Source organism: Pseudomonas sp. CLCA07 (genome assembly GCF_053615335.1).
The window spans coordinates 5,984,215-6,004,974 of sequence record NZ_CM132131.1 but is presented as its reverse complement, the minus strand read 5'-3'; the positions used below and the strand labels follow the sequence as shown (position 1 = coordinate 6,004,974).

The following is a 20,760-nucleotide window of genomic DNA, read 5'->3' as shown; positions in this document are numbered from 1 at the left end:
TCAAGCCCTTGAACGGCGGGAGGATCTGGAAAACGTGCTGGCGTCGCTCCGTGTCGGGCATGTGTGTTGGCAGAACTACCACCTGTTCTTTTCGCAGATGGTCGAAGACATTCAAGCGTGGTCGGCGGGGAAACCGATTCGGGTTTTCACTTAGGACCGAGTCAAATTCTTCGCTGGCAAGCCAGCTCCTACAGGGTATGCGCGAACCCTGTAGGAGCTGCGGTGCGACGATTCGACTTGCCAGCGAAGGGGCCATCAAGCACACCCACCCTGCCGAACCAAACGCACCACAACAGTGCGGCCCCATCTCCCAACCCGCCCACTTTTGTGACTTACCAGTCCTGTTTTGACCAGCCTCCAAAAATAAACCTGCACTTCGTCGGTGCGGTCACCCCTTCCACACGCGGTTCTTTTACCCTCTGAAAACCGATTGTCGAACAATTTCACCAGATACCCGCCCCGCTCTAGGATCTGGCCTAGACTCATTTTCGCGAGGTAAAACCGGTCGGTCATCTGGCTGTAAAGAACTCGAAACTTTCAGTCCCGGCCATGGGTCAGGGTAAAGGTAGGGCCAACGCGACTGGTGCATTCCTTGCAACGGCCCCTCCACCCATCTGCTTCACCGCATTGGGCAGCATTTGCTACCGATGCGTGCGCTTTTGCGCCCGGCCGCAGGATTTGGCCACACCGTTTGTGCCAGACCTAAGAATTAGATCAACACCACGGGAGATTCATATGACAAGTGCGGCTTTAGATATTCAGGGAGAACGTGCTCAGCAGCAGGTCGGCGAATCGAGCGCCGTGAATGCACCGAGCGCGCAATCCATCAGCGTCCCGGGAACCAAGACGCTGGCACCGGCTGCCAGTCAGAATCCGAATAGAAAGAAAGTGTTGTTTGTCACATCCGAGATTGCCGATCTGGTCAAGACCGGCGGTCTGGGCGACGTTTCCGCCGCACTGCCACGCGCCATGTCGCACCTGCACGATGTGCGGGTCCTCATCCCCGGCTACCCGCAAGTGCTGCACAGCGAAAACCCTATCCATATCATTGGTGAACTGGGTGGGCACGCCGCACTGCCAGCCTGCAAGATCGGGCGCATGGACATGCCGGACGGTCTGGTCATCTATGTGTTGATCTGCCCTGAGCTCTACGAGCGCGAAGGTTCGCCTTACGGCGCCAACAATGGTCGCGACTGGCCAGACAACCACATCCGTTTCGCCCGACTGGGCCTCGCCGCCGCGGATATCGCCGCCAATCTCGCCCAAATTCACTGGTGCCCGGATCTGGTGCACGCCCATGACTGGCCGGCGGGCCTGGCACCTGCCTACATGCACTGGCGTGGGCAGCGCACCCCGACCCTGTTCACCATCCATAACCTGGCCTACCAGGGCGTGACCAGCCTCGGCTCGTGCCCCGAACTGGGCATTCCCGCGCACGCCCTGCAACAGGAAGGCATGGAGTTCTACGGCAAGATGTCGTTCCTCAAGGCCGGCATGGCCTATTCGAGCCACATCACCACCGTCAGCGCCACCTATGCCCAGGAAATCACCACGCCGGCCTTCGGCTGCGGTCTCGACGGTTTTCTCGCCGCCAAGACCCAGCAGGGCCTGCTGAGCGGCATTCCCAACGGCATCGATGAAAGCTGGGACGCGGCCACGGATCCACACCTGTTCTGCCCGTTTGCCATTGGCGACTGGGACGGCAAAGCGATCAACGCCGCGCACGTGCGCGAACTGTTTGGCCTGGACGACTCCGAGGGCCCACTGTTTGCCGTGGTCTCGCGCCTGGTCTATCAGAAAGGCCTGGACCTGACCGAAGCGGTCTCCGAATACATCGTCAAATCCGGCGGCCAGATTGCAATCATCGGCCGTGGCGAACCGGAAGAAGAACAAGCCATGCGTGAACTGGCCCTGCGTTTTCCAGGACAGATCGGCGTGCGCATCGGCTTCAACGAAACCGACGCCCGACGCATGTTCGCCGGCAGCGATTTCCTGCTGATGCCCTCGCGTTATGAACCCTGCGGCCTGAGCCAGATGTACGCCCAGCGCTTCGGTTCGCTGCCGGTGGCACGCAATACCGGAGGCTTGGCCGACACCATTGAAAACGGCGTGACCGGTTTCCTCTTCGATGAGTCCACCGTCGAAAGTTACCAGGAAGCCCTGAGCCGTGCGTTCAAGGTGTTCGCCTTCCCCGACCTGCTCCATGCCATGCGGTGCCGGGCCATGGCCGCGCCTTTCAACTGGTGCAAGGCGGTGGAACCCTACGCCGAACTCTACGAACAGCTTGTGGCTAAGGCTTTGGGTAAATCGGGCCGACAGTAAGAGGTTTTCAACGATGCCGTTTCGGACCCTTGAGACCTGGCCCCACGGCGCAATCATGCTGGACGCAGAGCACACGCGTTTTGCCTTGTGGGCGCCTGATGCGTTTTACGTCAGTGTCGAACTGGAAAATGGACAATCCTTGCCACTGCTGCCTCAGGTGGATGGTTGGTTCGTGATCAAGACCCGCTGCCCGGCGGGGACGCGTTACCGCTACAACATCGATGGCGAGCTGGAGGTGCCGGACCCGGCCTCCCGCGCGCAAGCCGGCGACATCGGCGGCCACAGTGTGGTGGTCGATCCGCTGGCCTATCAATGGCAACACAACACTTGGCACGGTCGGCCATGGAACGAGGCGATCATCTACGAGCTGCACGTCGGTGTGCTCGGCGGTTTCAGTGCCGTCGAGCAACATCTTTCGCGCCTCGTCGAACTCGGCATCACGGCGATTGAACTGATGCCGTTGGCGCAATTCCCCGGTGAGCGCAATTGGGGTTACGACGGCGTCCTGCCTTACGCACCCCAGGCGTCCTATGGCTCGCCCGAACAACTCAAACACCTGATCGACACCGCCCACGGCCTCGGCCTGGCGGTGATTCTCGACGTGGTTTACAACCACTTCGGCCCGGATGGCAATTACCTGCACCACTACGCCAAAGGCTTTTTCCGCGAAGACAAGCACACGCCGTGGGGGGCGGCCATCGACTTCCGGCAGCGTGAGGTGCGGGACTTTTTCATCGACAATGCGTTGATGTGGCTACTGGAATATCGCTTTGACGGTTTGCGCCTGGACGCGGTGCACGCCATTGAAAGCCCGGACTTCCTTGAAGAACTGGCCCAACGTGTTCGCCAACAAACCGAGCCCACACGCCATGTGTGGCTGATGGTGGAAAACGAACACAATCAGGCCAGCCTGCTGGAACAGGGCTTCGATGCGCAGTGGAACGATGACGGTCACAACGCCCTGCATGTGTTGTTGACCGGTGAAACCGACGCCTACTACGCCGATTACGCTGAACAACCCACCGAACAACTCGCTCGCTGCCTGAGCCAGGGTTTTGTGTTTCAGGGCCAACTCAACCGACACGGCACGCCGCGAGGTGAGCCCAGTGGTCATTTGCCGCCGACTGCCTTTGTGCTGTTTCTGCAAAACCATGACCAGATCGGCAACCGCGCGTTAGGCGAACGGCTGCATCAACTGACCCACCCTGATGCGCTTTACGCCGCCACCGCATTACTGCTGTTGTCGCCGATGATCCCGCTGATGTTCATGGGAGACGAATTCGCAGCGCAGGCACCGTTCCTCTTTTTCACCAGCCACCACGGTGAACTGGCAGAACAGGTGCGCGAAGGTCGACGCAACGAGTTCGCGGCGTTCAGCGCCTTTGCCGATCCGCACAAGCGTGAACAGATTCCCGACCCGAATGCGCCCCAAACCTTTGAAGCGTCGCAACCGAAGCTGAACGCCAGCGCTCTGCCGGCCATTCACGATCTGTATCGCCGCCTGTTGCAGTTGCGCCACCAGCACCTCATCCCGCGCCTGCCTGGTACCCAGGCACTGGGCGCCCATGTGTTAGGGCACGGTGCGGTGAGTGCACACTGGCGGCTGGGTGATGGCAGTGAGCTGCGCATTGACCTGAACCTCAGTGACACGCCGGTGGTCCACACCCCAGAGGTCGACACCCTCTTGCTGTTCGAACACCCACCCCATTCAGCCGGCCTGTTACGCCAGGGCAAACTTGCCCCGTATTGTGCGTTAGTCAGCCTCACCGCCGCAGCCCCTTTGCTACCCCCGGATGGAGAGCGCCCATGAGCGATGCGCAACTTGAAATACTGGCCAGCCGCGCAGGCCTGGCCGTCGATTGGATCGACGCCAATGGCCGCCCGCAGAAAGTCGGCCCGTCAGTCTTACGCGCCGTGCTCACGGGCCTCGGTCATCCGGCTGGCAGTGCCCAGGAAATCGATGCAAGCCTGCTGGAGCTGCAAGCCGCTCAGCAGACCCACCGCCTGCCGCCGCTGATGACGGTCGACGTGGGTGCCGGTCTCGATCTGGTGCGCTACTTTGAACCCGAAACGCCCTGCGACGTTCATCTCGAAGACGGCTCGCGGATCTACCTGAAACTCGATGCACAGGCGGTGCTGCCGGGGTTGATTCCGGTCGGGTACCAGCATGTCAGCATCGATGGGCAATCCTTCACCCTCGCCGTGGCACCTGAACGCTGCTACAGCGTCGGCGATGCCGTGGACAATCCGATCCCGCGCACCTGGGGCCTGAGTGTGCAGCTGTACTCACTGCGGCGTGCCGGCGATGGCGGTTTCGGCGATACCCAGGCACTGGAAGACCTCGCCCGGGTGGCCGGTGAACGCGGCGCCGAAGCGTTGGCGATCAGTCCGTTGCACGCGATGTTCGGCAGCGACACCCAGCGCTACAGCCCTTACTCGCCCTCTAGTCGCTTATTTCTCAACAGTCTGTACGCCGCGCCCGGCGCCATCCTCGGGGAGCGGGCGATGCGCACGGCAATTGACGCCACCGGGCTCGCCGCCGAACTGCAGCAGCTTGAGGAACGCCCACTGATTGACTGGCCCGTGGCCGCGCACGCCAAACACCGAATTTTGCAGGCGTTGTACGACGGCTTTATTCACGGCGAACACCCCTTGCATGAAGACTTCAGCAGCTTCCGTCATGCCTCGGGCGAAGCACTGGAAAATCATTGCCGCTTCGAAGCTCTCCAAGAAGCCCGCGCCACCCTGGGAGAAAGCCTCGACTGGCGCGAATGGCCCGAACAATGGCGCGACCCGCGCAACGTCGCCCTTGCCGAGTTCGCTGAAGAGAACGCCACACGCATCGGCTTCTTCGCCTTCTGCCAGTGGCTGATCACCCGTTGTCTTGAGCGCGCGCAAGCCGCCGCCCGCAGTGCCGGCATGAGCATCGGGCTGATTGCCGACCTCGCCGTCGGTGCCGATGGCGGCGGTAGTCAGGCCTGGAGTCGCCAGGACGAACTGCTCGCCTCGCTGACGGTAGGTGCGCCACCGGACATTCTCAACCGCACTGGCCAGGGCTGGGGCATTTCCGCGTTTTCGCCCGAAGGTCTGGTGCGCAACGGGTTTCGCGCGTTTATCGAAATGCTGCGCGCCAATTTCGCCCACGCCGGCGGCCTGCGGATCGACCACATCATGGGCCTGCAACGGCTGTGGGTGATCCCCAACGGCGCGCCTCCCCGCGATGGTGCCTACCTTTACTACCCCGTCGACGATTTGCTGCGTCTGCTGACGCTCGAATCCCATCGTCATCAAGCCATTGTGCTGGGCGAAGACCTCGGCACCGTGGCTGACGGCCTGCGGGAAAAACTCATCGCACGCTCGATCCTCGGTATGCGTGTGTTGTTGTTTGAACAGGATAATGCCCACTTCAAACCCATCCTCGACTGGCCGGATAACGCGCTGGCGACCACCAGCACCCATGACTTACCGACGCTCAATGGCTGGTGGCATGGCCGCGACATCGACTGGCACGCACGCCTCGGCCTGACAGACGCCAGCGGCGAAATCGAATGGCGCCAACACCGCGAGCGCGAACGTGAAGGCCTGCATCGGGTGTTGATCGAAGACCCGCAGAACTTTCGTGAGGAGTCCCACGAAACCGATCAGGTGCTCGACGCCAGCGTCCGGTTCCTTGGGCATACCCGCGCGCCCTTGGTGCTACTGCCACTGGAAGATGCCCTGGGCATCGAACAGCAGGCCAACCTGCCCGGTACCATCGACACCCACCCCAACTGGTCACGGCGCCTGCCCGGCGACAGCGAAGCCCTGCTCGATGACCCTGACGCTGCCCGGCGCCTCGAACTGCTCGCCTGCGCGCGGCTTCAGGCGGGCGAGCGTGACCAATGACGGCGCCGTTTATCCAATCACCGCGGGCGACCCTGCGGCTGCAATTTCATAAAGGCTTTACCCTGGATCAAGCGGTGCCACTGGTGCCGTATTTCGCCAGCCTGGGCATCAGCCACATCTATGCCTCGCCGCTGTTGGCCGCTCGCGCCGGCTCCATGCATGGCTACGACGTGGTGGACCCGACCACCGTCAACCCTGAGCTGGGTGGCGAAGCCGCACTGCGGCGTCTGGTCAATGCCCTGCGCGAACAGCGGATGGGGTTGATCCTCGACATCGTGTCCAACCACATGGCCGTCGGCGGCGCTGATAACCCCTGGTGGCTGGACTTGCTGGAATGGGGGCGTTTGAGCCCGTTCGGCGAGTTCTTCGACATTCAATGGCACTCGCCGGACCCGTTGATGGAAGGTCAGTTATTGCTGCCATTCCTGGGGAGCGACTACGGCATCGCCTTGCAGGACGGCACCCTGCCCTTGCGCTTCGATGCGCAGGACGGCAGCTTTTATGTGCAGCATTACGATCACCGCTTCCCGATCTGCCCGATGCATTTTGGCGAATTGCTGCCCACGGATGTCGAACCGCTTAAATCGCTGGCGGAGCGCTTCACCACCTTGAGTTATCAGACCGACGCTCACAGTCTGGCGGTGCCGCTGAAAGCCGGGTTGCGCGAACTGGCCTGTGATCCGGCGATGCGCCAAACCATCGAGCAACACCTGCGCACTTACGACTCACTCACCCCCGATGGTTTCCAGCGTTTGCACACCCTGCTTGAACGGCAGAGTTACCGGCTGGCGAGTTGGCGCACGGCAGCGGATGACATCAATTGGCGGCGTTTTTTCGATGTCAACGAACTGGGCGGCTTGCGCGTCGAGCGGCCGGCGGTGTTCGAAGCCACCCACGCGAAAATCTTCGAGCTGGTGGCGCAAGGGCTGGTGGACGGTTTGCGCATCGACCACATCGACGGCCTCGCCGATCCCCGTGGCTACTGCCGCAAACTTCGACGCCGGGTCGATAGCCTGTCACCGGGTCGACACCTGCCGATCTACGTCGAGAAGATCCTCGGCGAGGGCGAAACCCTGCACCGCGACTGGTCGGTGGACGGCACCACCGGTTACGAATTCATGAACCAGCTGTCGCTGTTGCAACACGACCCGCAAGGCGCCCAGACCTTGGGCGAACTCTGGCAGCGCTTCAGCGAACGACCTGCCGACTTCCGCCAGGAAGCCCAATTGGCACGCCAGCAAATCCTCAACGGCTCGTTGGCCGGTGATTTCGAAAGCGTTGCCCAGGCCTTGCTGCAAGTGGCCCGGGACGACTTGATGACGCGCGACCTGACCCTCGGTGCGATCCGCCGGGCGTTGCAGGAATTGATCGTGCACTTCCCGGTGTACCGCACGTACATCAGCCCCCGTGGCCGCTCAACCCAAGACGATGTATTTTTCCAGCAAGCCATGGACGGTGCACGGCAAACCCTCAGCGAAGCCGACTGGCCGGTGCTCGATTGCCTGGCCGGCTGGCTCGGTGGTGCCCCCTGGCGCAAACGCCCGGTCGGTCGTCAGCGCAAGATCCTCAAGCATGCCTGCGTACGCTTTCAGCAACTGACGTCACCGGCCGCCGCCAAAGCGGTCGAAGACACCGCGTTCTATCGCTCGGCGGTGCTGCTGTCACGCAATGATGTCGGGTTCAGCACCGAACAGTTCAGCGCCCCGCTGTCCGACTTTCATGCCGCTTGCGTCAATCGCTTGGCCGAATTCCCGGACAATCTGCTGGCCACCGCCACCCACGACCACAAACGCGGCGAAGACACCCGTGCCCGTTTAGCCGTGCTGAGTGAACGCAGCGCCTGGTACGCCGAGCAAGTCCCGCTCTGGAGAACGCTCGCCCGCCCGCTGCGCAATGACGACCAGATGCCGACGGCGGGCAATGAATTGATCCTGTACCAGGCGATCCTCGGCAGCTGGTCGTTGACCCTGCGGATTGACGATCAGCCTGCACTTGAGGACTACGCCAAACGCCTCTGGCAGTGGCAACAAAAAGCCCTGCGCGAAGCCAAGCTGCAAAGCAGTTGGAGCGCGCCGAACGAACCCTATGAACACGCGGTGCAGGTGTTTATCGAGCGTCTGTTTCTGGCCCCAGAAGGTGAGCAGTTGCGCGCCGCCCTCGGCCAAGCGGTTCAGGCCATCGCCGCACCCGGCGCCCTCAATGGATTGGCGCAAACCTTGCTGCGAATGACCGTGCCGGGGGTGCCGGACCTCTATCAGGGCGACGACTTCTGGGACTTCAGCCTGGTGGATCCGGACAACCGCCGGCCGGTGGATTACGCCAGCCGTCAACGGGCCCTTCAAGCAACACCGGACGTGCCCGAACTGCTGGCGAACTGGCGTGACGGGCGCATCAAGCAGACGCTGATCGCCGAGGTGCTGAACCTGCGGGCCGAGCATGCCGAGCTGTTTTCGCGAGGGACATATCAAGCCCTTGAAGTGGTCGGCAGCCAGGCACATCGAGTGCTGGCTTTGGCTCGCTCGCTGGAAGGCAAACGCGCCATCGTGATCGTACCGATACGCTGCGCCGAACTACTGAAAACCGATCTGCTAAAAAACAGTGCTGAACCAAGGATAGATGCGCTGCAGTGGGGCGATACACGGGTCAAATTACCGTTCACCGCCTCTAATGAAAATCTGGAGGGACTTTTTTCCAGCGTTGCAGTCACAAAACACAGGGAGCTGAACATCAGCGCTGCGCTGGGGATTGTCCCGGTCAATCTCTTTATCCAACACTTTACCCAAGCTTGAGTTCAGTTCAGGAGCATTGCGATGAGTACCGACGATAAACGCGTTCGCGAATTTGCCTATCAGATCTGGGAATCAGAGGGGAAACCGGAGGGCCAGGACGCCCGACACTGGGAGATGGCTCGCAAGCTGGCCGAAGCGGAAGCCCTGGCACCGAAAAAAATCCCGAAAGCCAGCGCCACTAAAGCCGCCGCCACTAAACCTGCAGCCAGCAAGGCCAATGGCGCACTGGACGGTAAAGCCAGCGCAGCAAAACCCAAAGCCAAGGCCAAACCTGCTGCGGCGTCGAAAGTGATCCTGCCGGGGGAAAAAGCCGTCGAGAAGAAACCTCGTGCGGCGAAAAAGCCACCTATCACCTGACGTCCAGGACGATTTGTTTTGATCAAGGACGTGGCGAGTCCGCTCGCCACTGGGGCCGCGTTCGTCCTCGAAAACCCCTTGATCCCCATTTGCAGGAGCACTTATGACCACGCCAAAAAAAACCGCGCCAGAACCTCACGCCGAGGCGTCGCGAATCCGTGAAGGCTTGCCCTTCCCGCTGGGCGCAACCTGGGATGGCCTGGGGGTCAATTTCGCCTTGTTTTCCGCCAACGCCACAAGGGTCGAACTGTGCATCTTCGATGACTCGGGCGAGGTGGAACTTGAACGCATCGAGCTGCCCGAATACACCGACGAGATCTACCACGGCTACTTGCCCGACGCCCATCCGGGCCTGATTTATGGCTATCGCGTCTATGGCCCCTACGACCCGGCCAAGGGACATCGTTTCAACCACAACAAACTGCTGATCGACCCCTATGCCAAGCAACTGGTCGGTCAGTTGAAATGGTCCGAAGCGCTGTTTGGCTACACCATCGGCCACCCCGACGCGGATCTCAGTTTCGATGAACGCGACAGCGCGCCCTTCGTGCCCAAATGTAAAGTTATCGACCCGGCGCACACCTGGGGCCACGACCATCGCGTCAGCGTGCCGTGGGACAAAACGATCATCTACGAAACCCACGTGCGCGGCATCAGCATGCGTCACCCTTCCGTTCCCGAGAATGTGCGCGGTACGTTCGCCGGGCTGATGGTCGATGACATGCTGGACCACATCCGCAAACTCGGCGTGTCGTCGGTTGAATTGTTGCCGATCCACGCGTTCGTCAACGATCAACACTTGCTGCACAAAGGCATGACCAACTATTGGGGCTACAACAGCATCGCCTTCTTCGCCCCGGACCCGCGCTATCTGGCCAGCGGCAAGATCGCCGAGTTCAAGGAAATGGTCGCGCATCTGCACGAAGCCAATCTGGAAGTGATCCTCGACGTGGTCTACAACCACACCGCCGAGGGCAATGAACAAGGGCCAACCCTGTCCATGCGCGGCATCGACAACGTCTCGTACTATCGCTTGAAGCCCGAAGACAAACGCTTCTATATCAACGATTCCGGGACCGGCAACACCCTGGACTTGAGCCATCCTTGCGTGTTGCAAATGGTCACCGACTCCTTGCGCTACTGGGCGTCGGAAATGCACGTCGACGGTTTTCGCTTCGACCTGGCGACCATTCTCGGTCGCTACCACGACGGTTTCGATGAGCGTCACAGCTTCCTCGTGGCCTGCCGCCAGGACCCGGTGCTGCGTCAGGTGAAGATGATTGCCGAACCGTGGGACTGCGGTCCCGGCGGTTATCAGGTCGGCAACTTTCCGCCGGGCTGGGTGGAGTGGAACGACAAATTCCGAGACACCGTGCGCGCGTTCTGGAAAGGTGACGACGGCCAACTCGCCGATTTCGCCAGCCGCATGACCGCCTCCGGCGAGATGTTCAACCAACGTGGCCGCCGGCCTTATGCCTCGCTGAATTTCATCACCGCCCACGACGGTTTCACCCTCAACGACCTGGTGTCGTACAACGACAAGCACAACGAAGCCAACGACGAGAACAATCAGGACGGCAGCAATAACAACCTGTCGTGGAACCACGGCGTTGAAGGTCCGACCGACGATCCCGAGATCAACGAATTGCGCCAGCGGCAAATGCGCAACTTTTTCGCCACGCTACTGCTGTCCCAAGGCACGCCGATGCTGGTCGCAGGCGACGAATTCGCCCGGACTCAGGAGGGCAATAACAACGCCTATTGCCAGGACAGCGAGATCGGCTGGGTCAACTGGGACTTCAGCGAGGACGGCAAGGCCCTGCTCAAGTTCGTCAAACGCCTGATCAAGTTGCGCCTGGCGTACCCGATCCTGCGACGCGGCCGTTTCCTGGTGGGCAATTACAACGAGGACATCGGTGTCAAAGACGTGACCTGGCTGGCGCCGGACGGCACGCAAATGTCCCAGGAACAATGGGGCGAGGCCCACGGTCGTTGCCTCGGGATCTTGCTCGACGGTCGCGCCCAGGAAACCGGGATCCGCCGCAAGGGCGCTGACGCGACGCTGTTGCTGGTGGTCAACGCGCACCACGACATCGTCAACTTCACGCTGCCGCAAGTGCCCGATGGCGGACACTGGACCTGCATGATCGACACCAATCAACCGTCCATTCGAGGACAGGAACGCTTTGAACTCGATCACGAATATTCGGTAACCGGCCGTTCGTTGCTGCTGTTTGAATTGCAGCATGAGGAAGACGAGTGAAATGGAGCTGCGCGCGGTGGTTTCGGGGACTATTGACGCGATTTGGTACGAGTTGGTTAAAAAAAACCGCCTCAGATGAAACCGCGACGCGACGAATAGCGATACTTGAGCAATACTCCGTTCGCAACAATCCAAGGTACGGAACGTTGCACATTGCTATCAAACAAAACAAGGACGTAGGCCGATGAAACCCCTCACCCTCATCGACAGCAGCCAGCCAGCACAAATCTGGAACAGTGCGCTGCAACTGGACAACATCCCCGTCATCAACACCCAGACCCTGGTCCCCGCCGGCGCACGCGCCGTGGTGATCGCGCCGCATCCCGGTGATGAAGTGGTCAGCTGTGGCGGCCTGCTGCAACTGCTCGCAAGCCTCGGTCATCCACTGCAAATGATCTCGGTCACCGATGGCAGTGCCAGCCAACCGGGCTCCCAACAATGGTCGGAGAAGCGCCTGAGCGTGTTTCGCGGCCAGGAAAGCGTCGAGGCCTTGCGTAGGCTCGGCTTGCCGATGCACAGCCTGAAATGGATTCGTGGTGGCTTCACTGACTTCGCCCTGGCCGAGCAAGAGACACAACTGACCCAATTCATCTCCCGCTACTTGCGGCCTGGCGATGTGGTGTTCAGCACCTGGCGCGAAGACGGCACGCCCGATCACGACGCCGTCGGCCGTGCCAGCGCCGTTGCTGCGAGCAAGGTCGGTGCGGCGTTCCATGAAGTGCCTATCTGGGCCTGGCACTGGCCGGCTCGCGACCAGCGACTCCTGCCCTGGCACCGTGCACGCAAATTGCGCCTGGACACTTGGACCGTCGCGCGTAAAAGCCACGCCGTCCACGCCTACGCCAGCCAGCTCGACGGCGAACCCACCATCGGCATCGCACCGCTGCTGCCCCGGGTGCTCCTGGACCGCATGCGTTTACCCTATGAAATTGTCTTCGTCTGACAAACCGCATAGCTCTGTAGCAGCTGCCGAGCCCGCGAGGCTGCGTCCGGCCGCGCAGCGGTCGTAAACCCCGTGCACTCGGTTTACCTGAAACACCGTGTCGCCTGATTTCACGACCGCTGCGCGGCCGGACGCAGCCTCGCAGGCTCGGCAGCTGCTACAAAGTTGCGGTGGCTTTGAACTGCCTGCCGCCACATCAGTCGCATGCATACGCAGGCCAGATTCCGAGGAGCACACGTGACCAGCGATTCCGAGCAACGGGCCGCGCTGCCCCCGTCCGCGGCGATTCATCGCCTGAGGGTACTGACGGTCAACACTCACAAGGGCTTCACCGCCTTCAATCGGCGTTTCATCCTCCCGGAGCTGCGCGAGGCGGTGCGCAGTACGGCAGCGGATCTGGTGTTCCTACAGGAAGTGGTGGGATTACACGATCGGCATTCTTCCCGTTACAACCATTGGCCGCCGACCTCTCAATATGAATTTCTCGCCGACAGCATGTGGAACGATTTCGCTTATGGGCGCAATGCGGTCTACCCCGATGGCCACCACGGCAATGCACTGCTGTCGAAATACCCGATTCGCGAATTTCGAAACCTTGATGTGTCGATCACTGGCCCCGAACGCCGCGGGTTGCTGCACTGTGTGCTGGAGGTGCCGGGGCACGCTGAAGTTCATGCGATTTGCGTGCACCTGAGCCTGCTCGAAAGTCATCGCCAGTTGCAATTGCAGCTGCTCTGCCAACTGCTCGAATCCCTGCCCGACGACGCCCCGGTGATCATCGCTGGCGACTTCAACGACTGGCAGTTGCAAGGCAACGCCGCCCTCGCCCAACGAAACTACCTGCATGAGGCGTTCGAACGCCATAACGGACGCCCGGCCAAAACCTACCCGGCACGCTTTCCATTGTTGCGCCTGGACCGGGTATACCTGCGTAACGCCAGCAGCCATGAACCGCGAATTCTAAGTCATAAACCCTGGACGCACTTGTCGGATCATTTGCCGTTGGCCGTCGAAGTGCACTTCTAGCAAACGAGTCAGAAGGCTCTGGATCGCGGTTTTTTTGACGCGTCCACGAACAAACAAGCACTTAGATCAGCGCCGTAAATCAGTCATTTGAAACACCAAAAATACCGGTACCACTGATCAATAACCTTCTTGACGCACTGTCAGCAGTCTTCTTAGCTTCACTTTACTACCCCCCGAAATTCCATCAGGGGGCACCCCCAGACACCCGCCAATACGGGCGCCCATAGGCTTGCCCCATTCATTCGGCCGCCCCTCATTCGGGGTAGGAGAGACGCCATAGCGAGAGACCCCATGCGAATGCAAGGTAGACCCCCATGAAAACGTCATTCACCCAACAAGAGATCAAAGTCACTTTTTGCACTGTCACCAGCTCTATCTTGCTGTGCTCGACCCTCGAGGCCCAGGCGGGACCGACGGAAGAAGAAACCGCTCCGTGGTATCGCCAGGATGTTCCGGCCTTAACCTTGCCGACCACGAGCATCACTGCCCCCTACCCCGGCCACTTCAGCGCCGCGTCCGATACAACAAGCTCACACCTGACCATCGAAGACGAAGCGCCTTCAGCCTGGGACCAGGTGTACGGAAAACCGTCACGACAAGCGCAGACCGACTACCTGTCACTGGGATCTTCGATCCCCGGCACCACAGAATTCAAAGGCCCGGCGATCCTCACCTTGCAAAGCGGTAGTGGTCATACCCAAAAGGTCGGGCTGATCGGCGGCACCACCCACTTACAAGGCAACAGCAACGGCTTGCTGACCCATCCAGCCTTGGCCAACCCCGACCACAACACCCTCAACCTCCAAGGCCAGAGCCTCGGCGCTTACTGGAGCCTGACCGGCCCTCAAGGCTGGCATGTGGATTTGACCGCCAGCGGTGGCCGGGTCAACGGCTTTAGCCGTAACCACCAGGGCGCGCGGCAGGCCACTGAAGGCACGGCGATGACATTGTCGGTGGAAGGCGGTTTCCCGATTGGCCTGAGCGAGAACTGGGTGATCGAACCCCAGGCGCAGTTGATTAATCAGCGCATTTCTCTGGATACGCCGTATGCCGGCTCGGGGAATGCGTCATCGAGCGACCTGACGTCGTGGAGCGGACGGGTCGGCGCCCGTTTGAAAGGTAGTTACGACTTCAATGGCCTGGGTGTCGAACCCTACGTGCGGACTAACCTGTGGCGCACCGTGAACACCGGCAACACCGTGACCCTCGACCAGGTCGACAAGATCAGCAGCAGTCGCAATTCATCGACGGTTGAAGTGGGGTTGGGGCTGGTGGCCAGGGTCACGCCTACGGTGAGTGTGTATATCAGTGCGGATTACAGCAGTGACGTGGATGACAATGATTTGAATGGGTTGATTGGGAGTTTGGGGGTGCGGATGCGGTGGTGAGGTTTTGTCTTGAAGATATCTGTTGATTGGGCCGGCCCCTTCGCTGGCAAGCCATGCTCCTACAGAGGAATGCATTCCAAATGTGGGAGCGTGGCTTGCCCGCGATGGCAGCGACTCGGTTTTGGATCAGCCCTCCGGCCGCAAGATCAACACCCCCAGCGGTGGCAGATTCAGAACCAGCGAAAGCCCCTGCCCATGGCTCGGCGCCTCCTCGGTCAACGCCCCGCCACTGTTGCCATAGTTGGAACCGGCATACATCGCCGCATCGCTGTTGATCACCTCGGTCCAGCGCCCGGCAAACGGTACGCCGACGCGATAACCCTCGCGCGGCACCGGGGTGAAGTTGGCCACGACCAATACCGGCCGGCCCTCCTTGCTCCAGCGCAACCACGCGTAAACGCTGTTGATCGCATCGTCGCCGATCAGCCACTGGAAGCCTTGCGGGGCATCATCCTGCTCATGCAGCGCCGGTTCTTCGCGGTACAGCCGATTGAGGTCACCGACCAGTTTCTGCACCCCTTTGTGTTCGGGGTATTGCAACAAATACCAGTCCAGTTGCTGATCGTGATTCCACTCGCGCCACTGGCCGAATTCGCAGCCCATGAACAACAGCTTCTTGCCAGGGTGCGTCCACATGAAGCTCAAGTAGGCGCGCAAATTGGCAAACTTCTGCCAGCGGTCGCCGGGCATTTTGTCGATCAGCGAATGCTTGCCGTGAACCACTTCATCATGGGAAATCGGCAGGATGAAACGCTCGGACCAGGCGTACACCAGACCAAAACTCAGTTCGTTGTGGTGATGGGCGCGGTACACCGGATCCTGCTGAATGTAATGCAGCGAATCGTGCATCCAGCCCATGTTCCATTTGTAGGCAAAACCCAAACCGCCCTGTTGCGTGCTCTGACTGACACCCGGCCACGCCGTGGACTCTTCAGCAATAACCAGCGCACCGGGCGCCTCCAGCGCCACCACGTCGTTGAGGTGACGCAAAAAGTCGATGGCTTCGAGGTTTTCCCGACCGCCATGGCGGTTCGGCACCCATTCGCCGGCCTTGCGCGAGTAATCGCGGTAGAGCATCGACGCCACGGCATCGACGCGCAGGCCATCGACGTGAAAATGCTTGAGCCAGTGCAACCCCGACGCCAGCATGTAACCGTGCACCTCGGTGCGGCCCAGGTTGTAGATCAGCGTGTCCCAGTCCTGATGAAAACCTTCCAGCGGGTTGCCATATTCGTATAGCGCCGTGCCGTCGAATTGTGCCAGACCGTGGATATCGGTCGGGAAATGCGCTGGCACCCAATCGAGAATCACGCCGATTTCCGCCTGGTGGCAGGCGTTGACGAATGCGGCAAAGTCATCCGGTGAACCATAACGGGCGCTCGGGGCGAATTGCGACAACAGTTGATAACCCCACGAGCCGCCGAACGGGTGCTCCATGATCGGCATCAGTTCGATGTGGGTGAAACCCAAATCCTTCACATACGGAATCAGGCGCTCACCCAACTCGGGCCAAGTGTACTGGCGGGCGACTTCGCCCAGATCGTCCAGCTCGCATTGCCAGGAGCCGGCGTGCAATTCGTAGATCGACAGCGGTGCGGTCGGTCGCTGACGTTCGCCGCGCGATTGCATCCACGCCTGATCCTGCCAGTCGATGGTCAGCGGTGAGGTGACTTTGGAGGCGGTGTCCGGCGGCAAGGTGGTGGCCAGCGCCATCGGATCAGCTTTAAGCGGCAAAATGCCGTGAGTACCGAGGATTTCGTATTTGTAGGCTTCCCCCGCTCGCAGGCGCGGGATGAACAGCTCCCAGACCCCGGTCGGGTGACGCAAACGCATCGGATGGCGGCGACCGTCCCAGTTATTGAAATCACCCACCACCGACACGCGTTTCGCGTTGGGTGCCCACACGGCAAAACGGACGCCGTCGACACCCTCGACCGTCTTCAGCTGAGCGCCGAGGCAACTGCTCAGGTCGCGGTGATTGCCTTCGGCGAACAGGTACAAGTCCATCTCACCGAGCAGCGGGCCAAAGCTGTAGGGGTCTTCGCTGATTTGTTCGCCGCCGGCCCAACGGGTGCGCAGCAGATACGGCCGGGCCCGTTCGAAGTGCCCGACAAACAGCCCAGGTGTCTGTGTGGCCTCCAGTTTGCCGAATTCTTCCCCGGAGTCTCTGGCCAACACCTGCACGCTCAACGCGTCAGGCAAATAGGCTCGAATGAACTGCCCGTCGGCGCCATCGCCATGGGGCCCCAGAATTGCAAAAGGGTCGTGATGTTCGGCGCGCACCAACGCGTCGATGTCCCGCGCTCTGGGTAGCAACGCCTCTTTAGCGTGACCCTGTTCCTTGTTCGAGAAACTCATGACTACTCTCCACCAAGTTCGGAAAAGGGTTTAAGCCCACTCAATAATCCATACAAGCCGTGCAAAGGCACCGGCAGCCAAGTGGGTCGATTTTCGGCCTCATACGCCACTTCATAGGCCGCCTTCTCCAGTCCGAACAACGCCAGCGCGGCGTCCTCGCCCTCCGGATCTTGCCACGCATGAGCAAGACTAGCTGCCGCCAGCCGATAAGCGTCAACAAATGCCTGTTTTGCTTCAAAAAGGTAGCGCTCGGCGACCCGCTGACGGGCAGCCTGGGCCTCGGCCGTGTTGTCGACGTTATGCACATTGATCGTCATCGCGGCGGCGTAATCGAAAGAACGCAACACCCCGCTGACGTCCTTGTACGGGCTGTGCTTGCCCCGCCGTTCACGCAGCGGCCGCGCCGGCTCGCCCTCGAAATCGATCAGGTAGGCATCGCCCTTGATCACCAGCACCTGTCCCAGGTGCAAGTCGCCATGAACGCGGATGCGCAAGCCACCGGCGGCTTTCTTACCGAGTTCCTGCACATGGCTGAGGATGGCTTTTTTGTGGTCCTGTAAACGACTGACCAAGGTCTGATCCGCCGGGCTCAGTTCGTTTAAATGCTGCTTGAGCAACTTCAGTGCGTGCTCCAACTGCGCCGCCACGTCCTTGGCCGAGGCCTGCGCCTCTTTCTGGGTGGTGACTTGCGGGGCGAAGTCCGGGTCTTTGGTCGGAGCGGCCAGTACCTGGTGCATTTCCCCCAGACGCTGGCCGAGCATGCCGGCAAAATCCTTCAACTCACCGAGTGCGTTGTAGTGCTGTTCCTGTTCGGACATGGCATCGGCCAACTCGTCTCGCAGCGCGCGTTCGAGGTTGTTCTGGGTCCATTCCCAGGCATCGCCCTGATTGCTCAAATAGCCCTGAGCGATCATCAACAAGGTGTCCTCGCCTTGCTCGTCGCGGCGAACCACCGAGCCCAGCAGCGGCGAAATATTGCGGAACCCGGCGCGGGTCAGGTAGGCGCTCATTTCCAGTTCCGGGTGCACGCCCGAGGCGAGTTTGCGGATCAGTTTGAGCACCAGGCTGTTGCCGATCACCACCGAACTGTTGGATTGCTCGGCGGACAGATAACGCACCGGTGACTCCTGCGTCAGCCCCAGTTTCGCCAGCTCTGCCGTGGGCTCGAAACGGATGTCGCCCGCGCTCGATGGCAACACGGTGTCGTTCTGCATGCCTTGCAACACGGCATGGATAAAAGGTTCGAGGCTGAAGGCATCGGTGATCAAACCCACCTGACGTCCACGGCGCACCCGCGACAGGGCCAATTGCTGAGGCAGCGCGGAACCGACCTGATCTTCGGGAATAAAGCCGAATGGCAGCTGATAGCGGTGAGTCTGGCCTGCGCTGGTGACTTCAATTTCGCTCAACAGCACCGGGTGCAGCGGATCGCCGAAGCGCACGCCGTAGGCCAGGTTGACCTGCTCGATGGCCGCGTCCTTGCCGGCAAACCAGCGGCGATTCTGCAGCCAGGTCGGCAGAATGCCCTGCTCCAGCGTGCCACGGGACGGCGTTTCGAGCAGTTCTTCCATGCGGTGCTTCAACACCAGCGTGGTGAAGTCCGGCAGGCTTTGCGCCGGCTCCACATGCCAGCTCGGCATCTGGTTTTCCGCCGCGAGCCCGAACCAATAGAAGCCATAAGGCGCCAGGGTCAGGAGGAAATTCAACTGGCCAATCGGCGGGAAGGCGTTACCGCCGAGCATCTCCACCGGCACCATGCCGACGTACGCCGACAGGTCGAGTTCCGCTGCTTGTGCGCTGCGCGAGACGTTGGCCACACACAGAATGATTTCGTGTTTGCCATCGGCCCCGGTGAATTCACGGGTATAGGCCAGAATCCGCCGGTTGCTCGGCGAGAGCATTTTCAGCGTTCCTCGACCGAACGCCTTGGACTGTTTGCGCACGGCAAGCATGCGCCGGGTCCAGTTGAGCAGCGAATGCGGATCGCCGGCCTGGGTTTCGACGTTGACCGACAGGTAGCCATATTGCGGGTCCATGATCGGTGGCAGCACCAGGCTGGCCGGGTCAGCGCGGGAAAAGCCACCGTTGCGGTCAATCGACCACTGCATCGGCGTGCGCACACCATCGCGGTCACCGAGGTAGATATTGTCGCCCATACCGATTTCATCGCCGTAATACAGGGTAGGCGTGCCGGGCATCGACAGCAGCAAGCTGTTGAGCAGCTCCACGCGCCGCCGATCACGCTCCACCAGTGGCGCCAGTCGGCGACGAATCCCCAGGTTGATCCGCGCCCGACGGTCGGCCGCGTAGTAATTCCACAGGTAGTCGCGCTCTTTGTCGGTGACCATTTCCAGGGTCAGCTCATCGTGATTGCGCAGGAAAATCGCCCACTGACAATTGGCCGGGATCTCCGGGGTCTGACGCAAGATATCGGTGATCGGGAAGCGATCCTCCTGGGCCAGCGCCATGTACATGCGCGGCATCAACGGAAAGTGAAAGGCCATGTGGCACTCGTCGCCGTTCAAGCCCTTTTTGTCGGTGTCACCAAAGTACAGTTGCGTGTCTTCCGGCCATTGATTGGCCTCGGCCAGCAGCATGCGGTCCGGGTAATTGGCGTCGATCTCGGCGCGGATCTGCTTGAGGACGTCATGGGTCTCGGGGAGGTTTTCGTTGTTGGTGCCGTCACGTTCGATCAGGTACGGGATGGCGTCCAGCCGCAAACCGTCGATGCCCATGTCGAGCCAGTAGCGCATGACCGAGAGCACGGCTTTCATGACCTGCGGGTTATCGAAGTTCAGGTCGGGCTGGTGGGAGTAGAAACGGTGCCAGAAGTATTGGCCGGCCACCGGGTCCCAGGTCCAGTTGGATTTTTCGGTGTCGAGAAAGATGATGCGCGTGCCGTCGTACTTCTGATCGTCATCGGACCAGACGTAGAAGTCCCTCGCCGCTGAGCCGGGTTTGGCCTTGCGCGCTCGCTGGAACCAGGCGTGCTGGTCCGAGGTGTGATTGATGACCAGTTCGGTAATCACCCGCAGGCCACGCTTGTGCGCCTCGGCAATGAAGCGCTTGGCGTCGGCCATCGTGCCGTAATCGGCGTGCACGCCACGGTACTCGGCGATGTCGTATCCGTCATCACGGCGTGGCGAGGGGTAGAACGGCAACAGCCAGATGGTATTCACGCCGAGGTCGGCGATGTAATCGAGCTTGGCGATCAGGCCGGGAAAGTCGCCGATTCCGTCGTTGTTGGAGTCGAAAAACGACTTGACGTGAACCTGGTAGATCACTGCGTCCTTGTACCAGAGCGGGTCTTTGATGAAGGTGGCTGCTTTGGGTTTCTTCGCCATTTGAAACTCCTGTTGAATTCAAAAAAGCCGCTGAGCCGATCACCCACCCTGTGGGAGCGAGCCTGCTCGCGATAGCTTTCTGTCA

The 20,760-nt window shown here is 60.7% G+C and carries 11 protein-coding genes and 1 pseudogene; 10 read left to right on the top strand and 2 right to left on the bottom strand.

The window, feature by feature from the left end:
* Positions 1–25 precede the first annotated feature (25 nt).
* From ACWGZX_RS27530 to ACWGZX_RS27485, 10 genes and pseudogenes are all read left to right on the top strand, one after another.
* Positions 26–154 (top strand): annotated as a pseudogene (locus tag ACWGZX_RS27530) (D-2-hydroxyacid dehydrogenase family protein); the annotation flags it as partial.
* 581 nt (positions 155–735) lie between these two features.
* Complete coding sequence (glgA, locus tag ACWGZX_RS27525; RefSeq protein WP_452626301.1) at positions 736–2,322, top strand: glycogen synthase GlgA; 1,587 nt, start codon at positions 736–738, stop codon at positions 2,320–2,322.
* Between the two features lie 13 nt (positions 2,323–2,335).
* Positions 2,336–4,132 (top strand): malto-oligosyltrehalose trehalohydrolase, encoded by a 1,797-nt coding sequence (gene treZ, locus ACWGZX_RS27520; RefSeq protein WP_452626300.1) that lies wholly within the window; start codon positions 2,336–2,338, stop codon positions 4,130–4,132.
* Positions 4,129–6,207, top strand: a complete 2,079-nt coding sequence (gene malQ, locus ACWGZX_RS27515) for a 4-alpha-glucanotransferase (protein WP_452626299.1) — start codon at positions 4,129–4,131, stop codon at positions 6,205–6,207. The genes treZ and malQ overlap by 4 nt, the downstream gene beginning before the upstream one ends.
* Complete coding sequence (locus ACWGZX_RS27510) at positions 6,204–8,996, top strand: malto-oligosyltrehalose synthase (RefSeq protein WP_452626298.1); 2,793 nt, start codon at positions 6,204–6,206, stop codon at positions 8,994–8,996. The genes malQ and ACWGZX_RS27510 overlap by 4 nt, the downstream gene beginning before the upstream one ends.
* A gap of 21 nt (positions 8,997–9,017) precedes the next feature.
* Positions 9,018–9,353: a DUF2934 domain-containing protein gene (locus tag ACWGZX_RS27505; protein ID WP_452626297.1), complete on the top strand. Its 336-nt coding sequence runs from the start codon at positions 9,018–9,020 to the stop codon at positions 9,351–9,353.
* Positions 9,354–9,456: 103 nt separating this feature from the next.
* Complete coding sequence (gene glgX / locus ACWGZX_RS27500) at positions 9,457–11,616, top strand: glycogen debranching protein GlgX (protein WP_452626296.1); 2,160 nt, start codon at positions 9,457–9,459, stop codon at positions 11,614–11,616.
* Positions 11,617–11,800: 184 nt separating this feature from the next.
* Positions 11,801–12,559, top strand: a complete 759-nt coding sequence (locus ACWGZX_RS27495; RefSeq protein WP_452626295.1) for a PIG-L deacetylase family protein — start codon at positions 11,801–11,803, stop codon at positions 12,557–12,559.
* Positions 12,560–12,796: 237 nt separating this feature from the next.
* On the top strand, positions 12,797–13,585 hold the full coding sequence (locus ACWGZX_RS27490; protein WP_452626294.1) for an endonuclease/exonuclease/phosphatase family protein: 789 nt from the start codon (positions 12,797–12,799) through the stop codon (positions 13,583–13,585).
* Between the two features lie 314 nt (positions 13,586–13,899).
* Entirely contained in the window at positions 13,900–14,973 is a 1,074-nt protein-coding gene (locus ACWGZX_RS27485; RefSeq protein WP_452626293.1) for an autotransporter domain-containing protein, read from the top strand.
* 126 nt (positions 14,974–15,099) lie between these two features.
* Here the strand turns inward: ACWGZX_RS27485 and glgB are convergent, their stop codons facing one another.
* Both glgB and treS read right to left on the bottom strand, forming a co-directional pair.
* Positions 15,100–17,331 carry a 1,4-alpha-glucan branching protein GlgB gene (gene glgB, locus ACWGZX_RS27480; protein ID WP_452626292.1) on the bottom strand — a complete coding sequence of 744 codons (2,232 nt, stop codon included), beginning with the start codon at positions 17,329–17,331 and terminating at the stop codon, positions 15,100–15,102.
* Between the two features lie 2 nt (positions 17,332–17,333).
* Positions 17,334–20,675 carry a maltose alpha-D-glucosyltransferase gene (gene treS, locus ACWGZX_RS27475; protein ID WP_452626291.1) on the bottom strand — a complete coding sequence of 1,114 codons (3,342 nt, stop codon included), beginning with the start codon at positions 20,673–20,675 and terminating at the stop codon, positions 17,334–17,336.
* Positions 20,676–20,760 lie beyond the last annotated feature (85 nt).